Below are 19,233 nucleotides of genomic sequence, written 5' to 3'. Positions count from 1 at the left end.
AAGTCTCGCGGCGGCTTCTACGTGCGCCGCGCGCGCATCATTCGCCCGAGCGTGCCGATCGCATCGCTGACCAGCACGGCGAGCAACCCGACGATCACGCCGCCTTGCAGGACGAACGCGGTGTTCGACGTCTGCAGCCCGGCGATGATCACGTCGCCGAGACCGCGCGCGGCAACTGTCGAGCCGATCGTCGCGGTGCCGAGATTGATTACGACCGCGAGCCGGATCCCGTTCACGATCACTGGAAGCGCGAGCGGCAGTTCGACCGACACCAACTGCTGCCAGCCGCTCATCCCCATCCCGCGTGCGGCTTCGACGACATCGCGCGGCACGTCTTCGAGCCCCGCGATCGTGCTCTCGAAAATCGGCAGGAGCCCGTACAGTACGAGCGCGATCAATACGGGCTTCAGCCCGAAGCCCACGGCCGGCACGGCGAGCGCGAGCACCGCGACGGGCGGAAACGTCTGGCCGATGTCGACGATGCTGCGTGCGAGCGGCAGGAAATCCGCACCCGCCGGCCGCGTGACCGTGATGCCGGCGGCGACCGCGACGAGCGTGCCGATCAGGCTCGACAGCGCGACGGTGCCGAGGTGCGCGAGCGTCAGGTCGAGCAGGCTCGCGCGATCGTAGATGACGGGCGCGCCGTTGTCCGCGAACGGCGCGAACAGCCCTTGCAGCCACGCAGGGCGCAACAACAGCACGAGCAACAGTGCAAGCGCGGCCGCGCGCGCGACATATGCCGGCAGCCGATGCGGCAGCGTCGGACCCGCTGGCCGCGCCGTCATGCGGGCTGCCTCGCATGCGCGCGAATCGCATCGAGCGTGATGCGGCGCGCCGCGTGTCCGTTGCCGTCGTCGACGGGCAATGCGTCGGCGCCGCGCCACAGCAGTTCCGAGACCGCATCGCGGAGCGTGCGCGTCGCGGCGATCGGCTCGCCATCGGCGTGACCCGGTTCGGCCACCGCGTCGACCGGTGTCAGCGCGAGCAGGCGCAGCGGCCGGTCGACACCGGCGACGAGCTGTTCGACGACACCCGGCGCCGGCTTGCCGAGAATCTCGGCCGGTGACGCAACCTGCAGCAGCCGACCGCCGTCCATCACCGCGATGGTATCGCCGAGCTTCAATGCTTCCTCGATATCGTGCGTGACGATCACGATCGTGATCCCGAGGCGGCGCTGCAATGCGTACAGATCGTCCTGGGCCTTGGTGCGGATGATCGGGTCGAGCGCGCCGAACGGCTCGTCCATCAGCAGCATCGCGGGCTCGGCCGCGAGCGCGCGAGCGACGCCGACGCGCTGCTGTTGTCCGCCGGACAGTTCGTGCGGCAGCTTGTCCGCGAACTCGGCAGGGGCGAGGTCGAACAGCTCGAGCAGCTCATGCACACGCGCATCGATGCGCTGCGCGGGCCAGCCGAGCAGGCGCGGTACGGTCGCGATATTGCGCGCGACGCTCCAGTGCGGAAACAGGCCATGCCCCTGGATCACATAGCCGATGCGCCGCCGCAACTGCTCTGGCGGCACGCTTGCGGTGTCGACGCCGTCGATGCGGATCGTGCCGCTGCTAGGTGCGATGAGCCGATTGATCATCCGCAGCAGCGTCGATTTGCCGCTGCCCGAGGCGCCGACGAGTGCGGTGATCGTGCATTGCTTCATCGTCAGCGACACGTCGTCGACCGCGACGATATCGCCGAAGCGTTTGCCGATGCGTTCGATCTCGATCATGCGGTGCGTCCCTTCGCGAGTGTGGTCGCTGCTTCGAACACGACGGCGGCCGCCAGTGCGAGCGCGATGGTCGGAATCGCGCCGAGCAGCACGAGGTCGGCGGCCGCTTGTCCGATCCCCTGGAAGATGAAAGTGCCGAACCCGCCGCCGCCGATCAGCGCGGCGACCGCGGTCAGCCCTATGTTCTGCACGAGCACGATGCGCACGCCGCTCAGGATCACCGGCAACGCGAGCGCGAGATCGACGCGCACGAGCCGCTGCGTTCGCGTCATCCCCATTGCGCGCGCCGCTTCGGTCACGTGCGGCGGCACCTGTTCGAGGCCGACCACGACGCTCGACGCGATCGGCAGCAGCGAATAGAGAAACAGCGCGAGCGCTGCCGGTGCGATGCCGATTCCGCGAATACCGAGCGCGGCCGCGAGCGGCACGTGTGCGGCAAGCAGGCCGAGCGGCGCCATCATCAGCCCGTACATCGCGATGCTCGGGATCGTCTGCACGATATTGAGCACCGGCATCACGACGGTGCGCAGGGGTGCGATCCGCGCGCATGCAATGCCGAGCGGCAGGCCCGCGACGAGCGCGGCCGCGACCGAGCCGCCCGCGAGCGAGACGTGCCGGATCGCCTCGCGCCAGAAATCGTCGCTGCGCACCGCGTATTCGCGCATCACCGACAGCCCGTCCCACCAGCCGCTCGCGAGCGGCAGCGAAATCGCTGCTATCGCGACGGCGAGCGCGACGACGCGTCGCCACGGGCCGAACGCGAGCCGTGCAAGCGCGTCGGCGACGAGCACTGTCCATGCGAACAGCAGCATCCACACGCCGGCCGCAGGCGACACGCGCGCGAGCATGTCGTCGGGCGCGACGACGTGCGCCGCTGCCGCGCCCACCGCATACGCGAGGGTCGTGAGCCCCGTGCAGCCGGCCGCGAGACGCCACGCGGGGCGGCTCGCCGTCATCGCCCACAGCGCGCCGGCGATCCACAGCGCGGCGAGCGCGGCCCCCTGCATCGCGGGCAGCGCGGCGAACACCGACAGCCCGGTGCCGGCCGCGATGCGGTTCGGCCGCAGCACGATGAACGGCAGCGCGGAAACTGCGGCGATCGTCAGCACACCGATCAGGATGCCGACCTTGTCGAGCGTGACGCGCCGCGCGGACGCCATCGCGCGTCCCGTCACTTAACGAAGCCCTTCGACTTCAGGTAGCTCTTCGCGACGCCGGCGGCCGGTTCGCCGTTGATCTGGATGCGTGCGTTCAGCATTTGCAGCGTCTTCAGGTCGAGGCTCGCGAACACCGGTTTCAGATAATCGGCGATTTGCGGATGCGCGTTCAGCACGGCTTCGCGAATCACCGGCGTCGGCGCATAGACGGGCTGCACGTGCTTGTCGTCGTCGAGCACGGCGAGGCCGCTCGACGAAATCCCGCCGTCGGTGCCGTACACCATCGCCGCATTCACGCCGTCGGTTTGATTCGCGGCGGCCTTGATCGTCGCGGCCGTGTCGCCGCCGGACAGCACGACGAGCTGGTCGGGTTTCAGCTTGAAACCGTACGCCTTCTCGAACGACGGCAGCGCCGATGCGCTGTTCACGAATTCGGCCGATGCCGCGAGTTTCAGCTTGCCGCCGCCCGCGACCCATTTGCCGAGATCGGAGAAAGTCTTCAAATGCTGGGATTGCGCGACCTGCGCGAGCACGGCCACGCCCCACGTATTGTTCGCAGGCGCCGGTGCGAGCCAGACGAGATGATTCGCCGCATAGTCGAGCTTCTTAGCGGTCTCGTAGCCCTGGGTTGCGTTCTTCCACACGGGATCGTCGGCCTTGTTGAAGAAGAACGCGGCGTTGCCCGTGTATTCGGGGTAGATGTCGATTTCGCCGCTCGTGAGCGCCTTGCGCACAATCGGCGTCGTGCCGAGCGCGATTTTTTCGGTGACGGGAACGCCGTGCGCCTTCAACACCTGCGCGATGACATTGCCGAGCAGGTTGCCTTCGGTGTCGATCTTCGACGACACGACGACGGGAGTATCGGCGTGGGCGCCGGGTGCGACGACGGCGGCGGCGAACGCGAAGCCCAGGATTCGGGCGGGCAGGGCGAGCTTCATCGGGGCCAATCTCCAGAATGCGGACGTACGCCGAAAGTTACTTGAGTGAGTCGGCTTTGGCAAACCGCGTGCGGCGGCGCGCCCACAGCGAGCGTGGGGATAACCGGCGCGCGTCACACGCCGTTGTTACACTGGAGCGCATTACCGCCTGCGGACATTTGCTGACATGAAGCCCGAGCTGCTGGTCCTGATCGCGCTGCGCGGCGACGCGCACCGCCGGATTGCCGCGTCGTACGACGTGCACTACGCGCCCACCATCGACGAACGCGAGCGCGCGGTCGTCGAACATGGCAGCACGATTCGCGCGGTGCTCACCAACGGCAGCACGGGCCTGACTGCCGCCGAGATCGACCGGCTGCCGCAACTCACGTTCGTCAGCGCGCTCGGGGCGGGCTACGAGCACATCGATGTCGCGCATGCGAAGGCGCGCGGCGTCACGGTGGTCACGGGGGCCGGCACCAACGACGATTGCGTCGCCGATCACGCGTTCGCGCTGCTGCTCGCCGTCGTCCGCAACGTCGTGCAGCTCGATGCGAAAACCCGCGCAGGCGTATGGCGCGACGGGCTCGCGATGCCGCCGAACGTGTCGGGCAAGAAGCTCGGCATCGTCGGGCTCGGCAAGATCGGCGAGAAATGCGCGCGTCGGGCGGCCGGCTTCGATATCGAAATCGCTTATCACAATCGCACGGTGAAGCCCGTGCCGTATCGCTATTTCGACCGGGGGGACGCGCTCGCGCAATGGGCCGATTTCCTGATCGTCGCGACGCCGGGCGGCGCAGGCACGCGCCATCTGATCGACCGCGCGGTGCTCGATGCGTTGGGCCCCGGCGGTTTTCTCGTGAACGTGTCGCGCGGCAGTGTTGTCGATACCGCTGCTTTGGCGGACGCGCTGCGCGAACGGCGCATCGCGGGCGCGGGGCTCGACGTGTACGAAGGCGAACCCGAACCGCCGCGCATGCTGACGGACCTCGACAATGTCGTGCTGACGCCGCACATGGGCGGCTGGTCGCCGGAGGCGCTCGATCGTTCCGTGCAGCAGTTTCTCGACAATGCCGCGCGGCATTTCGCGGGGGAGCCGGTGCTTACGCCGCTGTAAGCGGGGCGGATGTGCGTCTGCCGAACCGGATACGAGCCGTTTCTTCCTCGAGCGGCGCGCGAAGGCTGTAGAAAACTGCAATGCGGCTGCAAGCCAGCGGCCGGAACATCCATCCCGGGGAAACGACGTTTTGCCTCATGCAGCCGGACAGTGGCGGACCCGTGCCGGTACTGCAGATCGCAGATAGCGGACGACTTTCTCTGTAGTCAGGCCGCTGCGCCGGGTCGACGCCGGATCGCGAGCCGATGCGTGCGCGGCCGCGGCCGCGAAGCGAACCCGGTCGCCGCACGCGTGCGATCGTTTGCGATCGCACGCGCATCACGTCGAATACGCTCAGGACGTAACCAGCGGCACGGTCACCGACGTTCCCGCTGGATCCAGCGCAAGGCCGGTGCCCGGCGTCGGCCGCAGCGTCGCTTCGTTGTCGCTCGACAGCACGACGAGGCCGAGCTTGTGGCCCGCCTGGAGCGTGTAGTCTCGCGGCATGAAGGTCAGCTTCAGGTCATACGGCATCCCCGGCAACAGCGGTTCGGAGAACCAGTCCGACACGCGATTGCGCGGATCGGTCCACGCGCGTGTGACGATCGTCGCCGTGCCGTCCGGTGCGCGGTCGACCAGCAGCGCCGTCACGTTCGCGACACCGGTGAACGTCAGTCGCACGCGCGCTGTCGCGGTGCCGGCCAGGCGCGTCGCGGTTGCGAACGGCGCGGTCTCGAAGCGGCTGCGATGCTCGCCCGTCGTCGCGTTCGCCAGCGTGAGCGCCGGAATCGTCGCGTCGTCGGTGAAGCGTGCAAGCGGGCCGCCGCTCGGTGTGCGCAACAGCGTGCCGGTGCCAGCGCCGTCGCCGCCCGCGAAGTACGCAACCGGCGTCGCGCGCCGGGCGGCCCAGTCGGTTTCCTTCAGCAACGTGCCGTCCGCCTGCTCGACCACCGCGCGCGGATCGCGTTCGACGTCGTTGTCGACGCCGATCAGATAGCGCGTGAACCAGCGGTTCACCTCGGCAGTCCACGCGTCGGCCATCGCCTGCACGCGGGTCGGGTCGGTATGCTTCAGGCGATGCAGCCACAGCTGTGTCGGCACGCCCTGGCGGCGCATCGCGAGATACCACGACGTCGACTGGTCGACACGCACGTTGTCGTCGGTCAGCCCTTGCGCGACCAGCGCAGGCGCGACCGCGCGCGCGGTCGGAATGTCGCGCGCTGCCCAGAACGGCGAGTAGTCGCCGGTCTTGCGGTCTTCCTGCTGCAGCGCTTCGTCGACCAGGTGCGTGCAGCGTTCCGGATGCGCATTCGTCAGCAGCGCCTTGATGTAGACGTCGACGTCCTCGCCTTGGTACCCGTCCGGCGCGCGCACGAGCCCGCCCGAACGGTAGTAGCCGTACATGTTCGACAGCCCGGCGACCGGCACGATCGCGTCGAGCCCGCGCGTGCGCAGGCTCGCGACCATCTTCGGCAGCGTGCCGTCGTACGACACGCCGTACATGCCGACGTGGCCCGTCGACCAGCTCGCGACGACGGGCTTGCCGCTCGCGTCCTTCGCGGTCGCATCGCGGCCGAGCCAGCGAATCACCGACGCCATCGCGACGGATTCGTCACGCGTGAGGATCGTCGGGCAGCCGTCGGAACCGGCGGTGCCCAGGGAATCCGCATAGACGATCGTGAAGCCGCGCGGGATGAAATAGCCTTCGATCCATGAACGGCCAGCCGCGGCCGCTTCGAGCTGCTGAAGTATCCGCAGCTGCGGCGCCGCGGCCATCACGCGTGCGGATGCGCCGCCGGCGGCCGCTGACGTTGCGACGGGATGCGGCGTGCCGTCGAGTTCGACGTCGACGTCGTGGTTCGGGCTGTCGGCCAGCCCCGCGTAGTACGGGCTCGCGAGCACGATGACCGGCGTGCGGGCGCCGTTCGCGGTTTCGGACGGACGCACGATGCGAACGTGAATCCGGTCTTTCGTGCCGTCGCCGTCGGAATCGACCGGCGTGTCGACCCACGCGTTTTCCTCGATCGTGCCGCCCGATAACGATGGCTGCACCTGGCCGTTGCTGATCACCGGCTTGTAGCGGCCGCCGCTGGCCGGGTTCGCATACGGAACGCCGGACGGCGACACGCGCCGCTGCGCGGCGCCATCGGCCTGTTGATCCTGAGCCTGACCTTGATTTTGCGCGAGCGCGGACACGCCGGCCACGCTGCCGCCGTCATCGCCGCCGCAAGCGGCGAGCGTCGCGGCGGCGACGAGCGCGGGTAGCCATGCGCGACGCGATCCTCTGACATGAATTTGCATTGCCGACCTCGTTCTTGTGTTTGTGTAAATGCGACCGTTCCGCGAGACGCCCCCTGCGGGCCGGGCCGATTACTGCATGAAACGAAGACCAAAACTGCGCACTAAGAACAGCGCCGCGGCGCAATGCGACGGCGCCGTACCGCTGTCATGCAGGACTGCGAATCAAAAATGCGCATGCCGCACATCCTTCCAGATGAAACGGAACGACATCGTTCGACGAGGCGGGGATGATGCGAGCTGCGGTGCTGCGCTGCGGAAACACACGACGCGACGCGCGTGCGGCGGCGGAAGGAAACGGATCGGCGGTTTCGGCCGCGCCGCGCATCGTGATGGCTTGCCGGTTTGCATTTGCTTTCCGGAAGCTTGCACAAAAGTTATCTCAGGGAAAACGGCGTGTCAAACTTTTTTAACTGACGGCAAAAAAGTTTCGATAGTGGGACGCGCAGGCCGTGCGGCGCGCGTGCGGCGCGCTTGCCGTTGCTTTGGTGCGGACGCCCGACGCAAATGCAGAACGGGCGGTCGCGAATCGTATTCGCCATCGCCCGTTCTGCGGATGCCTGCATTCGTGTTCGATTCAAGCCATCGAAGCCTGCGCGCCATCAGCCGTCATCCGCCTTCGCCTGCAGATCCTTCAATCCCTGAATCACGACCAGCAGGGCGCGCCCGTGCTCGTCGGAGCCGTCCCATGCGTCGACGATCGCGTCGCGCAGCAGGTCGTTATAGCGGCGGCGTGCCGGGCCGGTATCGACGCCATAGAAATTGCATAGCTTATTGAATGGCGCACTGCGTCGCAGCCGGCGCCCGTTCGATAGCCGCAAGCGCGACACCGTCGGTTGACTGACCCCGGAAAGCCGCGCTATTTCGCTGGACGAACGCGTATCCGCCATCAAGCGGCGTAACAGGTCTTGAACAGGAAAATCGTGATCCGGGGCTTCCATGCGATGCATTATACCTATACAGTTACGGTTGTTGAATGGGCTTGCTGTCACCGGCGAGGCTGTATCCCGAGAAAGTTGATGACACTGAAACACCTCCCTCCCACGTTCTGCTGGACGAAGATCGGTACCGAGTCCGGCGAGGAACTGCCGACCGTCGTGCTCCGCAAGGAATGGGAGCGACGGCTGGGTGGCGGGCGTTTTCTGTGGGGCATCAGCCAGCCGCTCGGCAGCAGTGCGCAGGTGGCCGCGCACCGCACCGGTTCGCTGCTCGCGTTGTTCTCGCCGGTTGCGTCGCGCACGCGTGCCGGCGAGCGCAAGCGTGAGGACGCGCTGCTATGGAATGCATGGGTCGACGCCGGCGGCCAGGTGCGGCCGCTGCCGCCGCACACGTTCATCGCGAGCCGCGCCACGCTGCCGTCGGGCCGCCGTCGCGAGCAGCACTACGCGCTCGTTTGCGCATCGTCCACTGCGTTGACGGTCGGCACGCAATTGCGCGTATTTCCCGATCATCTGCGTAGCGTGAGCACCGGCAAGCCGCTTGGCGTCGCGCAAGGCGCGGCCGTGGTCGACTGCATCGGGCGTGCGAAGGAGCAAACGGGCAGAAGTTATCCGCTCGCGCTGTCCGTGGAACTCGAGGCGCCGTATTTCGTGCGGCTCGCGCAGCCATGCGTGCTGAAGGCGCGAGATCTCGCAGAGGTAAACAAGGCGACGCGCGCCGGCGATTTCGATCGGTTCGTTGAACTGGTCGCGCGTTTGCGGGGCAGGTCGCCAACGGATGCCGTGCGCGGCGTCACGCGAGATCTGTTCGACGTCCCGCCGATCGAAACGGCGGCCGCCTATGTCGCCCCCGCACATGCGGTTCGGCTGCGCAGCCGGCCCGCGGCCGAGCATCCGGGTGAACTCACCGGCGATCTGTTCGATCTGTCGCCCGCCGACGCGGCCGCGTTCGGCGGTCTCGCGCATTCGCGCATCGGGCGCGCGTGACGTGCGTGCCGGCGATGTTCGGCGCGTGATGTGAAGCAGTGCAGCGTTACGACCGTGCAGCGACGCGCGCCAATGCGAGCGCGATTCGATACGCAAGAATTTGTTGCAATCTCGCCGTAGCGGATCGACGAGTGTGGCGCGACAATCGCGACGAAGCGGGCTGCGCGGCGATCGTGCGACGGCACGTCCGCTGTCGTCGGTCACGTCGACGACATGCGCTGCACGCACACTGAGTGCCGGCTCGCTTCACACAGCAACCTGAGGGAGAAGTGTCGATGCCGACTCATGTCTGTTCGCGGGAAGCCCGGGCTGCACAACGCTTCGTCGAAGCGACGCGCAACGTCGACCAGGCGTTTCGCGCCGTGCGCGGCGAAGGCGACGACGACATCTCGTCGGCCGAATATGCACGCGCGATGTCGCGCCTCGATCGTGCGCTCGCCGAATTGGCGCGTGCGCAGGAATTCTTCGATCGCGTGGTGAGCGCCGACGCGGCGCACGGGAATTGAACTTCAGCCGCGGGCGATTTCCGTTTTCCGCTTTGTTTTCACGTCGCGTCGCGCGAAGTCGGCGCACCGCACGTCCGCGCACCGGATGATCGCGCCGGCCATGTCGTTCATCCATCGGCGCAATCGGCAATGCGGAACCGGCAGCCGGCGAGCCCGGGTAGAGCGAGAGGCGGTTGATCGCTTCGATCAGCGCGTCGCGCGCGGTGCCGTTATGGGGCGTCTTTTTCAGATGAAATTGCGAGTCGTTGGCACGCTATGGCGTGACGAGTGCTATGCGTAGCCGCCGTGCTGGAACGACGTCGCGAAGAAACGCATTTGGTAGCGGATCGCATGCGCCCAGTAGTCCCACGTATGGCCGCCAGGGCGTTCCGCATAGTCGTGCGGCACGCCGAGCGCGACGAGCCGCTCGTGCAGCGTGCGGTTCGAGCCGACGAACGAGTCGTCGCGGCCGCAGTCGATGATCAGGTCCAGATGCGCGCGGACGAATGCGCGTGCGTTTTCGACGATCGCGCTGCGGTTCCAGAACGACGGATGACGGACGGGGTCGCCGAACACGTGGGCGATGCCGGGCTCGTCTTCGCAGCAGCGCGGATCGACCGCGCCGCTGATGCTGCCGACCGCGCCGAACGTGTCCGGCCTATCGAGCGCGATGCGCAGCGCGCCGAAACCGCCCATGCTGAGCCCGGTGATCGCGCGGGCGCCCTTGGTCGCGATCGTTCTGAAGTGCATGTCCGTGTACGACACGACTTCGTCGCCGACGAAGGTTTCATAGCGGCTGCCCGAGTCGAACGGGCTGTCGATGTACCAGCTTTCGTGGCCGCCATCCGGCATCACAAGGATGACGCGATAGCGATCGGCGAGCGCGGCGATCCGGGTGTTGGCGGTCCAGTCGGTATGGTCGCCGCCGGAGCCATGCAGCAGGTAGACGACCGGAAAGCGTTCGACGCTGCGCTCGGGGCCGTGATGCAGGCGCGCGTACGCGTCCGGCAGCACGACGGTCGCCTGCAGCGTCTGGTTCATTGCCGCGCTTGGAATCGCGACGACCCGCGCCTGATAGGCAAGCGCGGGGGCTGCGGCGGCGAGCAGCAACAATAGCCAGAACGTGCGTAACAGGTTCATGGAGCCTCGCATGTGTCGTTTCCGTTCGGCAGTCGGACATCGGGAAAACCCTGCGAAGGACTCTAGCAACGGCGCCTTTCAACCAAATTTCAGCGAATCCTACGGGGTTGTCAGGTGACGGGGGAGGAAACCGCGAGGTGCCGCCTTACCCACCCGACTTGCCTTCCATCTCCGCCCGCAGCCGTGCTTCCTGTTCCTGCAGTTCCGGCGTGAAAGCCTCGCCGAAATCCTCCGGCGAGAAAACGGGACGGATCTCGATGTCCGACTCCGTGGGCATCGGGTTCGGGCAGCGCTTCACCCATTCGACAGCTTCGTCCATCGAATTGACCTGCCACAGCCAATAGCCGGCGATGAGTTCCTTGGTCTCGGCGAACGGGCCGTCGATGACGGTCCGTTCCTTGCCGGAGAAGTGCACGCGCTTGCCGCGCGAACTCGGATGCAGCCCTTCGCCGGCAAGCATCACGCCGGCCTTGACGAGTTCCTCGTTGTACCGGCCCATTGCCGCCAGCAGTTCGGTATCGGGCATCGCCCCCGATTCGGAAGCGGCTGTTGCCTTGACGATCACCATCACGCGCATTGTCGTTACTCCTTGAACGGGAAGGGGAAACCTTTGCCGGCCGTGCTGACGGCAAAACGGGCGGTTACGACACTACGACGCGCGACGATCGCGCGAATCGACATCGAACGCAGAAAAATCATTCGACCGCCGGCGGGCCGGCCGCGCAGGCAGGGGCGCCCGCCGGCCGGCCCGCCGCTTACGCCGCCTTCACGTGCGCGTCGAGCACCGCGCGGATCCGTGCCGCGAGCTCGTCGCGGCGGTACGGCTTGCCGAGCAGCATGACGCCGGGATCGAGCCGCCCGGAATGGAAGATTTCGTCGCGCGTATAGCCGGACGTGAACAGCACGGGCAACGGCGGCGAGCGCAGCGCGGCACGGCGCGCGAGCTCGCTGCCCTTGATGCGGCCCGGCATGATTACGTCGGTGAACAGCAGATCGATCGGCGTGCCGCTATCGAGCATCCGCAACGCGGCTTCGCCGTCGGATGCGGTGAGGACCTTGTAGCCGAGCTGCGCGAGCATGTCGACGACGGTGAGCCTGACATCGGCATCGTCTTCGACGACGAGGATGGTTTCGCGGCCACGCACCGGATCGTGCTGCGGCACACGGGGCGGCTCCTCGGCGTACGTATCGTGGCAGCGCGGAAACGTGAGGCGCACCGTGGTGCCCTGGCCGGGCGTGCTGTCGATCGACGTGTGACCGCCGCTTTGCTTGACGAAGCCGAACACCATGCTGAGGCCGAGCCCCGTGCCTTCGCCGTCCGCCTTGGTCGTGAAGAACGGTTCGAACACGCGCTCCAGCACGTCGGCCGTCATGCCGGTGCCGGTGTCGGTGACCTCGAACGTCACGTAGTCGCCGGGCGGCAACGGTGCGCGGCGCACGCCCGCGGCCGGCGCGGGGGCCACGCCGTTGTACGCGGCAATCGTCAGCGTGCCGTCGCCGCGCATCGCGTCGCGCGCATTGATCGCAAGATTGAGCAGCGCGTTTTCGAGCTGGTGCCGATCGGCGAGCACGTTGCCGACGTCGGCCGCGAGCGCCGGTACGATCCGTACGGATTCGCCGAGCGCGCGATGCAGCATCTCGTTCATGCCGTCGATCAGCTGGCGCGGATTGAGCACCGTCGGCGACAGTGGCTGGCGCCGCGCAAAGGCCAGCAGGTGCGATGCGAGCTGCGCGCCGCGCCGCACCGCGTTGTTCGCGCTTTCGATCCGCGGCTGCGCGCTCGCGCGCTCGCCGAGTTCGACCGCGAGGATCTGCAGGTTGCCGCTGATCACCTGCAGCACGTTGTTGAAGTCGTGCGCGATGCCGCCGGTCAGGCTGCCGATCGCTTCCATCTTCTGCGCATGGCGCAACTGTTCCTCGATCGCCGCGCGCTCCGCGATCGCGTCGGCCACCCGCTGTTCGAGCGTTTCGGTCAGCCGGCGCAGCGCATCGTTGGAAGCCTGCAGCGCCGCTTCCGCCTGTTCGCGATGGCGCCGGGCGAGCACGCGTTCGGTCGTCTCGATCACGACGGCGAGTACGCCGCCCGGCGCACCTTCGTCATCGGGCAGCGGGCTGTAGTGCAGGTCCATCCATACGTCTTCGGGGCGGCCGTTGCGCAGCAGCACGAGTTCCTTGTCGCGATACGACAGCGTGCCGCCCGCGAGGCAGGTATGCATCACGTTGCGGTTGAAGTCGGCGACCTCGGGCCAGCCGAGTTCGACGGCCTTGCCGAGCAGATACGGATGGCGTCCGCCGGCAAATCCGGCATACGCGTCGTTGTAGATCATGTAGCCCGGCTCGCCCCACAGCATCACCACCGGCAGCGGCGACGCGAGCACGGTGCGGACGGCAGCGACGAGGCTCGCCGGCCAGCGGTCGAGCGGCCCGAGCCCGGTTGCCGACCAGTCGAAGGCGGCGATGCGCTGCGCCATTTCGCCTTTCCAGCCCGGACAATCGTGGTGCTGCGCGAACAATTCGACATGCATGGAATCACTCCAGTCAGGACATGACGGCCGCGGTTCGGTGCAGCAAGTGGCATAAGCGATTCATTCTAGTGCAGATCGATCGCGCGGCGGCGCGTCCGAGCCGCCGGTCAAAGCTGATATGCTGACCGGCATCACGTCGATGCGGAGGGCGTCATGGCAACGAAGGAAGTGTCGAAGAAAAAGTACCTGAAGATCCTGAACAAACGCCTGCGGGCGGAGCCGAATGCGCCGGCCGGCGCGTCGTTCGTGTTCTTTCCGCTCGGCGCGAAGGCCAAGCATGCGACGGGCGTCGTGTCCGGCGAGCCGTGCAGCGAGCGCGAGCTCGCGGTGATGGCCGCGATCCAGAGCAAGGCGGCCGCCGAATTCGTCGTGACCGGCGCGTAACCGGCCGCCGCCGGCCGTACGCAAAGCGCTTGCGCGCTACGCCGCGGCCGCCTCGCAGTGTTCGATCACGCCGGCGATCACGCGCGGAATGTCGCGCGTGATCGCCGCGCCGTGCATCGGCAAGATGATGTCGAGATCGAGCGCCTGAATGCGGCGCAGCGCGCCGGCGAGATGCCGGAGCGACGGCAGGTAATCCGAGCGCTTGATTGCGTCGACGATTGGCGGCAGTGGATCTTCGGCATCGTCGCGGCCGAACCGCATCAGGATGTCCGACGACAGCAGCGCCTTGTACGCCGGCAGATACACGACCAGCGCGTCCCACTGATGCACGTGCTTCGTGAAGACGGGCACGACGTCGATGCCCGACAGCGTCACCGGTTCGCCATCCTTCAGCGGGACGGCGCGCACGCCGAACACGTCGGCGAGCCCCCATGTGCACATCGGATGTCCATACGCGACGAGCGCCGGGTTGGCCGCGAGGAAATCGGGCAGCGCGCCCATTTCGTCGGCTTCGAAGTGCGGGACGATCACGTTGCTGACCATCGACGGCGCGATGCCGACGGTGTCGAGCGCCGCGCTCAGCTGCGTGAAATTCGAACGCGTGCCGGTTTCCACGCAGAGCACGTCGCCATGCGGCGATCGTACGAAGAACTGGCTGAAGCAGAGGTCAAGCGTGTCGACGTAGGACGTCGCGCGAAACAGGCCGTCGCGGACGGCGTCGATTCGGGAGGCGCTCATCGGGATCCTCGCGCAGGGAATGGGGCGGGAGCGGCGGCGCCCGCGCGCCGCAGGTTGTGGTGCGGCGCGCGGCAGCAGTCGATCTCCGATCCAGTCTAGCAGCGTCGCCGCCGATCCGCGAACCGGCCGGCGGTGGCCGTGGCGCGTCAGTTCTTCAGTTTGTAGCCGGTGCGGAACATCCACGCGACGATCGCGAGCAGGATCGCGAGGAACAGCGTGGTTGCGGCGAGGCTGATCCACACGTGCACGTCGGCGAGCCCGTAGAACGACCAGCGGAAGCCGCTGATCAGATAGACGATCGGATTGAACAGCGTCACGATGCGCCAGGCGGGCGGCAGCATGTCGACCGAATAGAAGCTGCCGCCGAGGAACGTGAGCGGCGTGATGATCAGAAGCGGCACGAGCTGCAACTTTTCGAAGCTGTCGGCCCAGATCCCGATCACGAAGCCGAACAGGCTGAACGTGACGGACGTCAGCACGAGGAACAGCACCATCCAGAACGGATGCAGGATATGCAGCGGCACGAACAGGCCGGCCGTGGCGAGGATGATCAATCCCAGCAGCAACGACTTCGACGCGGCCGCGCCCACGTACGCGATCACGATCTCCCAGTACGACACGGGTGCGGACAGAATCTCGTAGATCGTGCCCGTGAAGCGCGGGAAGTAGATGCCGAACGACGCGTTCGAGATGCTCTGCGACAGCAGCGACAGCATCACGAGCCCCGGGACGATGAACGACCCGTAGCCGATCCCGTTCACGTCGCTGATGCGCGAGCCGATTGCCGAACCGAACACGACGAAGTACAGCGATGTCGAGATCACCGGCGCGATGATGCTTTGCATCAGCGTGCGGCGCGTGCGGGCCATTTCGGCGCGGTAGATCGCGCGGATGCCGTGAAAATTCCAGTTCGCCATGTGCGTTAGGCCCCTTGTGCGCCGTTGCGGCGATTGTCGATCAGGCTGACGAAAATGTCCTCGAGCGAGCTCTGCGTCGTGTGCAGGTCGCGGAAGCCGATGCCGGCCGTGCCGAGCGCGTTGATCAGCGTCGCGATACTCGCGTCGTCGCGCTGCGAGTCGTACGTGTAGACGAGCGCGGTGCCGTCGGCTGCGCGTTCGAGCCCGAACGCAGCGAGTTCCGCCGGCACGGCCGCGAGCGGATGCTCGAGTTGCACGGTCAGCTGCTTCTTGCCGAGCTTGCGCATGAGTTCGCGCTTCTCTTCGACGAGCACGAGCTCGCCGCCGAGAATGATGCCGATCCGGTCGGCCATCTCCTCGGCTTCCTCGATGTAGTGCGTGGTCAGCAGGATCGTCACGCCGCTTTCGCGCAGCGAATCGACGAGCTTCCACATGTCGCGGCGCAGTTCGACGTCGACGCCGGCGGTCGGCTCGTCGAGGAACAGGATGCGCGGCTCGTGCGACAGTGCCTTCGCGATCATCACGCGGCGTTTCATGCCGCCCGACAGCGTCATCAGCTTGTTGTCGCGCTTGTCCCACAGCGACAGCGCCTTCAGCGTCTTTTCGATGTAAGCGGGATCGGGCGCCTTGCCGAACAGGCCGCGGCTGAACGATACCGTCGCCCATACGGTTTCGAACGCGTCGGTCGTCAGTTCCTGCGGCACGAGGCCGATCATTTCGCGCGCCGCGCGGTAGTGATCGCGAATGTCGTGGCCGCCGACCGTTACGCGGCCTTCGGTCGGTGTGACGATGCCGCAGATCGAGCCGATCAGCGTGGTCTTGCCCGCGCCGTTCGGCCCGAGCAGCGCGAAGATTTCGCCGGGCTGGATGTCGAGGGTCACGTGCTTCAGCGCCTGGAAGCCGGACGCGTAAGTCTTGGAGAGATCGGAGACGGAAAGGATCGGTTGCATGCTCACGGGTGGCATGGCCGCTCGGTCAGACGCAGTGCGCCGCGCTTGCCCGATGCCGCAGCCGCGCGGCGGCCGGTGTCGGGTGCGGCATGGCGAACGGGCGTCATGTGGAACGGCGTTGTGGTGGGGGATCGCAGGACCGCCATATTAGCAATCGGAACATGGAAATGCATTTTGATGAGTACGACATGCGATGCCTGGGCGGGATTCGCATGAAATGTGTGGAAAATCTTCAATAAAACGGTGCTTTATTTGGCACGAGAGAACAATGCGCGGCATTTCCCGGCCGCTGCGGTGGACGCGCGTTGCGCGCGGAAGCGTGCTTGGCGCCGTCGCGACTGTGCTGCCGGAACGCCGCCGCGCCGTACCGGGACGGCCCGCCCCGCACTGGCGATAATGCGGTCCTCTCGTGTTCGCGGAGCGGTGCGCATGTCTCTGATCGATTTCAAGTCCGTCGCGGCCGCGCAGGCCGCCGCGTGGAAATCCACGATCGTCGGTGAAGTCGGGCCGGCCCGGATCAAGGTGCTGCGGATGGACGCGCAGCCGTACGACGCTGAAGTGCACGACTACGACGAAGGGCTGCTCGTGCTCGACGGCCGGCTGATGCTCGAGGTCGACGCGCGGACGATCGTGGTCGAGCCCGGCCAAATGTATCTCGCAACGGCCGGCACCCGTCACGCGGTGCTGCCCGGCAGCCACGGCACGCTCGCGATCATCGACGTATGACGTTGCGCCGCAGCATGCGCGCCGCGCGGGCGATACATGTCGCGCGCGCTTCGCGCGGGTTTGAACGGGTCTCCTTCAAACGCAGTGAGATTGCGCGGGTATTTGTCTGAGCAAATAAATTGAAGGCCGTTTGAAAAACTGTCAAACACCGCGCGCGCACGAGGATCACGCGCGCTCCGTTCGTTTGGAACTCTGCATCCATTTACTTGCGCGCGGGGTCCGCTCATAGTCTCGGCAAACGACGCATCACGATAACGAATCCAGCGTACGTACGGAGACCAAATCATGAGAGGCCCATTCGAGGGGGCAGCCGCACTGCCATTTTCTTGCTCGTCGCCGGATGCGGGCGCGCCGCGAGTTGCGCCCCCGCATCATCGCTTCGCGTCGCCGGTGTAGCGACGCACACCATCCCGTTTCGATTTCCCGAGCGCGCCGGCGTGTCGCGGCTGGGTTCGCCGCATCCGCGCGAACCGCGACACCGCGCGTAGGCGCTCCGCATCATGCGCCGCATGCCGGTGCGGCGGCGCGATACCAACCGGCGGGCCATGCAGCCCGTCCGGACGAGACTGTCGTACCTCAAAAGGAGGGGTTGATGCTTTGCATTCCTGAATGGCGTAAGGCGATCCTGTCGGGCGCCGTGCTGGCGCTGCCGTTCGTCGCCGGTTGCGGCGGCGGCGACGATCCGGGTCCGATCAACGTGCCGCAGTGCTCGGGCAGCGCATGCGGGCCGAGCGGCGCCGAAACGACACCGCCCGTGGTGACGAAACTGTGCCCGGATTCGCTGGACTACACGACGACATATACGGGCGGCGCCGGTAGCGGCGAATACGTGAAGGTGAAGTTCGATACGACGAAGCTCACGTATCAGATGCAGTTCATCGACTCGTCGGTGCCGACGTCGGCGGGACAGGTCAACAACACGCGCGCCGGTCTTACGATCAGCGGCGCGTTCCATCATCCGGCCAACCTGCCGACCGCCGAGCAGAACCGTTGCGCGTTCGTCCTCGACAGCGGCGCGACGAGCGACGGCGCGTATGCGGTGACGATCAACCGTGCTGACCCGCCGATGCTGTTCGTCGGTAACGGGGTGGTGGGCGGCGGGATTCCGGGGGCGACGATCCAGTTCGACGGCATTCCTGTCGTGCCGGGGCTCAATATCGGCACCGTGCCGTCGCGCACGTTCGATTTCTATCCGTTCATCGGCTTTTCCGACACCGAGACCGATTTCGCGAAGGTGGCCGGCGTGTACAACGAGGTCGGCATTCATCTGTCGCCGACCGGCAGCACCTATCAGACCGCGACGCCGCAGGGTTGGCAGCCGGATGTCGTGAACTGGACCCAGACGCTCAATGCGGACGGCACGTGCACGACCACGCCGGGCAGCGACTACTCGTGCCAGACGACCGGCACACCGTGGACGCTGCGCAAGAACGCGGACGGGAGTGCGGACAACGTGTTCGTCAGCGGCGCGAATCCGGGCTCGCCGTATCCGTCGGCCGGGCAGGAGCAGCCGCTCGTGCTGCTCGCACCGACCCAGGCGCATGGCGTGATGATCGTCGGCAAGCTGAACGGCGTGCTGGTGCCGATCGTGATCCGCGTCGGCTATTCGCATGCCGATGCGAGCAACCTGCTCGCGTCCGTCGCCGATGCGGAAGTCGGCATCTCGATGCTGTCGCGCGCGCAGCCGGTCGCGGCCAACGTGCTGAAGGGCGGCTTCATCGGTGCGACGAGCGCGTCCGCGTGCGGGGTGGTGACGTCCAACGGCGTGTCGGGCGCGCCGGCGATCCCGGGGCCGAGTTTCAGCAGCACCACCGCGCATCCCGATCTGCCGGGTACGTTCAACGGCACGTTCTTCCTGCCCGAAGCCGGAAACTGCACGGACGGCACCGCGGTATCGACGATCGCCGCGAACTATACGTCGACGCTGTTCCAGGGCGCGACCGCGGCGTTCATCGACCCGCAGACGTCGTCGGTCACGTCGCAGTTCGCGCTCGACTACACGCAGGCTACGCCCGGCAAGATCAAGGTCACCGCCACACAGGACTTCAACGCGAAGGGAGCGAACGGCAACGTGGCGATCTTCAGCAAGGGCGACACGGGCTGGCTCGTGACGGCCGGCAACATCTACGCGATGGCCGTCAACAACAGCAAGGTCAATCCGTTCTTCACGGTCGGCGCGTTCGTTCAGTAACGGCGTACAAGGCATGGAACACCGGCGGCGCATGCGTCGCCGCCGGCTAATCGAAATTCAAGAG

At 66.7% G+C, this 19,233-nt stretch carries 19 protein-coding genes; 6 read left to right on the top strand and 13 right to left on the bottom strand.

Annotated elements, in window-relative coordinates; all coding sequences use genetic code 11:
• Nucleotides 1-17: 17 nt before the first annotated feature.
• Genes WK25_RS27825 through osmF form a run of 4 tightly spaced genes read right to left on the bottom strand, consistent with a single transcriptional unit; the run spans nt 18 to nt 3,815 of the window.
• Complete coding sequence (locus WK25_RS27825) at nt 18-785, bottom strand: ABC transporter permease (RefSeq protein WP_069243307.1); 768 nt, start codon at nt 783-785, stop codon at nt 18-20.
• Nucleotides 782-1,720 carry an ABC transporter ATP-binding protein gene (locus WK25_RS27820; protein ID WP_069243306.1) on the bottom strand — a complete coding sequence of 313 codons (939 nt, stop codon included), beginning with the start codon at nt 1,718-1,720 and terminating at the stop codon, nt 782-784. Before WK25_RS27820 ends, WK25_RS27825 begins: the two co-directional genes overlap by 4 nt.
• On the bottom strand, nt 1,717-2,895 hold the full coding sequence (locus tag WK25_RS27815) for an ABC transporter permease (protein ID WP_069243305.1): 1,179 nt from the start codon (nt 2,893-2,895) through the stop codon (nt 1,717-1,719). The genes WK25_RS27820 and WK25_RS27815 overlap by 4 nt, the downstream gene beginning before the upstream one ends.
• A complete protein-coding gene (osmF, locus tag WK25_RS27810) occupies nt 2,892-3,815 on the bottom strand; it encodes an ABC transporter substrate-binding protein (protein WP_040138640.1) in 924 nt (307 codons plus the stop codon). Before osmF ends, WK25_RS27815 begins: the two co-directional genes overlap by 4 nt.
• 166 nt (nt 3,816-3,981) lie before the next feature.
• Here osmF and WK25_RS27805 point away from each other — a divergent pair, with 166 nt between their 5' ends.
• Nucleotides 3,982-4,911 carry a 2-hydroxyacid dehydrogenase gene (locus WK25_RS27805; protein WP_069243304.1) on the top strand — a complete coding sequence of 310 codons (930 nt, stop codon included), beginning with the start codon at nt 3,982-3,984 and terminating at the stop codon, nt 4,909-4,911.
• Nucleotides 4,912-5,244: 333 nt separating this feature from the next.
• Here WK25_RS27805 and WK25_RS27800 read toward each other — a convergent pair whose 3' ends face one another.
• Together WK25_RS27800 and WK25_RS27790 are read right to left on the bottom strand one after the other, a co-directional pair.
• Entirely contained in the window at nt 5,245-7,191 is a 1,947-nt protein-coding gene (locus tag WK25_RS27800; RefSeq protein ID WP_069243303.1) for a Xaa-Pro dipeptidyl-peptidase, read from the bottom strand.
• A 599-nt stretch (nt 7,192-7,790) separates the two neighbouring features.
• On the bottom strand, nt 7,791-8,129 hold the full coding sequence (locus WK25_RS27790; protein ID WP_040138636.1) for a helix-turn-helix domain-containing protein: 339 nt from the start codon (nt 8,127-8,129) through the stop codon (nt 7,791-7,793).
• 78 nt (nt 8,130-8,207) lie between these two features.
• On the opposite strand from WK25_RS27790, the gene WK25_RS27785 reads away from it, so the two are divergent.
• Together WK25_RS27785 and WK25_RS27780 are read left to right on the top strand one after the other, a co-directional pair.
• Nucleotides 8,208-9,113: a hypothetical protein gene (locus tag WK25_RS27785; protein ID WP_040138635.1), complete on the top strand. Its 906-nt coding sequence runs from the start codon at nt 8,208-8,210 to the stop codon at nt 9,111-9,113.
• Nucleotides 9,114-9,388: 275 nt separating this feature from the next.
• Complete coding sequence (locus WK25_RS27780; protein WP_040138634.1) at nt 9,389-9,619, top strand: hypothetical protein; 231 nt, start codon at nt 9,389-9,391, stop codon at nt 9,617-9,619.
• 270 nt (nt 9,620-9,889) lie between these two features.
• On the opposite strand, the gene WK25_RS27775 is transcribed toward WK25_RS27780, so the two are convergent.
• The 3 genes from WK25_RS27775 to WK25_RS27765 all read right to left on the bottom strand — a co-directional run bounded on the left by WK25_RS27775 (nt 9,890) and on the right by WK25_RS27765 (nt 13,263).
• Entirely contained in the window at nt 9,890-10,738 is an 849-nt protein-coding gene (locus WK25_RS27775; RefSeq protein ID WP_174554705.1) for an alpha/beta hydrolase, read from the bottom strand.
• A gap of 145 nt (nt 10,739-10,883) precedes the next feature.
• Entirely contained in the window at nt 10,884-11,315 is a 432-nt protein-coding gene (locus WK25_RS27770; protein ID WP_040138632.1) for a YciI family protein, read from the bottom strand.
• Nucleotides 11,316-11,493: 178 nt separating this feature from the next.
• On the bottom strand, nt 11,494-13,263 hold the full coding sequence (locus WK25_RS27765; protein WP_069243301.1) for an ATP-binding protein: 1,770 nt from the start codon (nt 13,261-13,263) through the stop codon (nt 11,494-11,496).
• 153 nt (nt 13,264-13,416) lie between these two features.
• On the opposite strand from WK25_RS27765, the gene WK25_RS27760 reads away from it, so the two are divergent.
• The gene (locus tag WK25_RS27760; RefSeq protein ID WP_040138630.1) at nt 13,417-13,647 is read left to right on the top strand and encodes a hypothetical protein; all 231 of its coding nucleotides are present in this window, start codon (nt 13,417-13,419) and stop codon (nt 13,645-13,647) included.
• Nucleotides 13,648-13,683: 36 nt separating this feature from the next.
• On the opposite strand, the gene WK25_RS27755 is transcribed toward WK25_RS27760, so the two are convergent.
• The 4 genes from WK25_RS27755 to WK25_RS31525 form a co-directional block, all read right to left on the bottom strand.
• Entirely contained in the window at nt 13,684-14,385 is a 702-nt protein-coding gene (locus tag WK25_RS27755; RefSeq protein ID WP_040138629.1) for an MBL fold metallo-hydrolase, read from the bottom strand.
• Between the two features lie 146 nt (nt 14,386-14,531).
• A complete protein-coding gene (locus WK25_RS27750; protein WP_040138628.1) occupies nt 14,532-15,302 on the bottom strand; it encodes an ABC transporter permease in 771 nt (256 codons plus the stop codon).
• Between the two features lie 5 nt (nt 15,303-15,307).
• Nucleotides 15,308-16,252 (bottom strand): ABC transporter ATP-binding protein, encoded by a 945-nt coding sequence (locus WK25_RS27745; protein WP_040138627.1) that lies wholly within the window; start codon nt 16,250-16,252, stop codon nt 15,308-15,310.
• A gap of 2 nt (nt 16,253-16,254) precedes the next feature.
• Nucleotides 16,255-16,488, bottom strand: coding sequence for a hypothetical protein (locus tag WK25_RS31525; protein ID WP_156789116.1), 234 nt, complete (start codon nt 16,486-16,488; stop codon nt 16,255-16,257).
• Nucleotides 16,489-16,681: 193 nt separating this feature from the next.
• On the opposite strand from WK25_RS31525, the gene WK25_RS27740 reads away from it, so the two are divergent.
• Both WK25_RS27740 and WK25_RS27735 read left to right on the top strand, forming a co-directional pair.
• Nucleotides 16,682-16,978: a cupin domain-containing protein gene (locus tag WK25_RS27740; RefSeq protein WP_040138626.1), complete on the top strand. Its 297-nt coding sequence runs from the start codon at nt 16,682-16,684 to the stop codon at nt 16,976-16,978.
• 592 nt (nt 16,979-17,570) lie between these two features.
• Nucleotides 17,571-19,169: a DUF2957 domain-containing protein gene (locus WK25_RS27735; RefSeq protein WP_069243300.1), complete on the top strand. Its 1,599-nt coding sequence runs from the start codon at nt 17,571-17,573 to the stop codon at nt 19,167-19,169.
• Nucleotides 19,170-19,233: the final 64 nt, after the last annotated feature.

It is taken from the genome of Burkholderia latens, from assembly GCF_001718795.1.
GTDB lineage: Bacteria > Pseudomonadota > Gammaproteobacteria > Burkholderiales > Burkholderiaceae > Burkholderia > Burkholderia latens_A.
This window is presented reverse-complemented; position numbering and strand designations above follow the sequence as displayed.

Coding starts and splice junctions, on each gene's coding strand:
- WK25_RS27825 (WP_069243307.1), bottom strand. CDS start 785: ATGACGGCGCGGCCAGCGGGTCCGACGCTGCCGCATCGGCTGCCGGCA.
- WK25_RS27820 (WP_069243306.1), bottom strand. CDS start 1,720: ATGATCGAGATCGAACGCATCGGCAAACGCTTCGGCGATATCGTCGCG.
- osmF (WP_040138640.1), bottom strand. CDS start 3,815: ATGAAGCTCGCCCTGCCCGCCCGAATCCTGGGCTTCGCGTTCGCCGCC.
- WK25_RS27805 (WP_069243304.1), top strand. CDS start 3,982: ATGAAGCCCGAGCTGCTGGTCCTGATCGCGCTGCGCGGCGACGCGCAC.
- WK25_RS27800 (WP_069243303.1), bottom strand. CDS start 7,191: ATGCAAATTCATGTCAGAGGATCGCGTCGCGCATGGCTACCCGCGCTC.
- WK25_RS27790 (WP_040138636.1), bottom strand. CDS start 8,129: ATGGAAGCCCCGGATCACGATTTTCCTGTTCAAGACCTGTTACGCCGC.
- WK25_RS27785 (WP_040138635.1), top strand. CDS start 8,208: ATGACACTGAAACACCTCCCTCCCACGTTCTGCTGGACGAAGATCGGT.
- WK25_RS27780 (WP_040138634.1), top strand. CDS start 9,389: ATGCCGACTCATGTCTGTTCGCGGGAAGCCCGGGCTGCACAACGCTTC.
- WK25_RS27775 (WP_174554705.1), bottom strand. CDS start 10,738: ATGAACCTGTTACGCACGTTCTGGCTATTGTTGCTGCTCGCCGCCGCA.
- WK25_RS27770 (WP_040138632.1), bottom strand. CDS start 11,315: ATGCGCGTGATGGTGATCGTCAAGGCAACAGCCGCTTCCGAATCGGGG.
- WK25_RS27765 (WP_069243301.1), bottom strand. CDS start 13,263: ATGCATGTCGAATTGTTCGCGCAGCACCACGATTGTCCGGGCTGGAAA.
- WK25_RS27760 (WP_040138630.1), top strand. CDS start 13,417: ATGGCAACGAAGGAAGTGTCGAAGAAAAAGTACCTGAAGATCCTGAAC.
- WK25_RS27755 (WP_040138629.1), bottom strand. CDS start 14,385: ATGAGCGCCTCCCGAATCGACGCCGTCCGCGACGGCCTGTTTCGCGCG.
- WK25_RS27750 (WP_040138628.1), bottom strand. CDS start 15,302: ATGGCGAACTGGAATTTTCACGGCATCCGCGCGATCTACCGCGCCGAA.
- WK25_RS27745 (WP_040138627.1), bottom strand. CDS start 16,252: ATGCAACCGATCCTTTCCGTCTCCGATCTCTCCAAGACTTACGCGTCC.
- WK25_RS27740 (WP_040138626.1), top strand. CDS start 16,682: ATGTCTCTGATCGATTTCAAGTCCGTCGCGGCCGCGCAGGCCGCCGCG.
- WK25_RS27735 (WP_069243300.1), top strand. CDS start 17,571: ATGCTTTGCATTCCTGAATGGCGTAAGGCGATCCTGTCGGGCGCCGTG.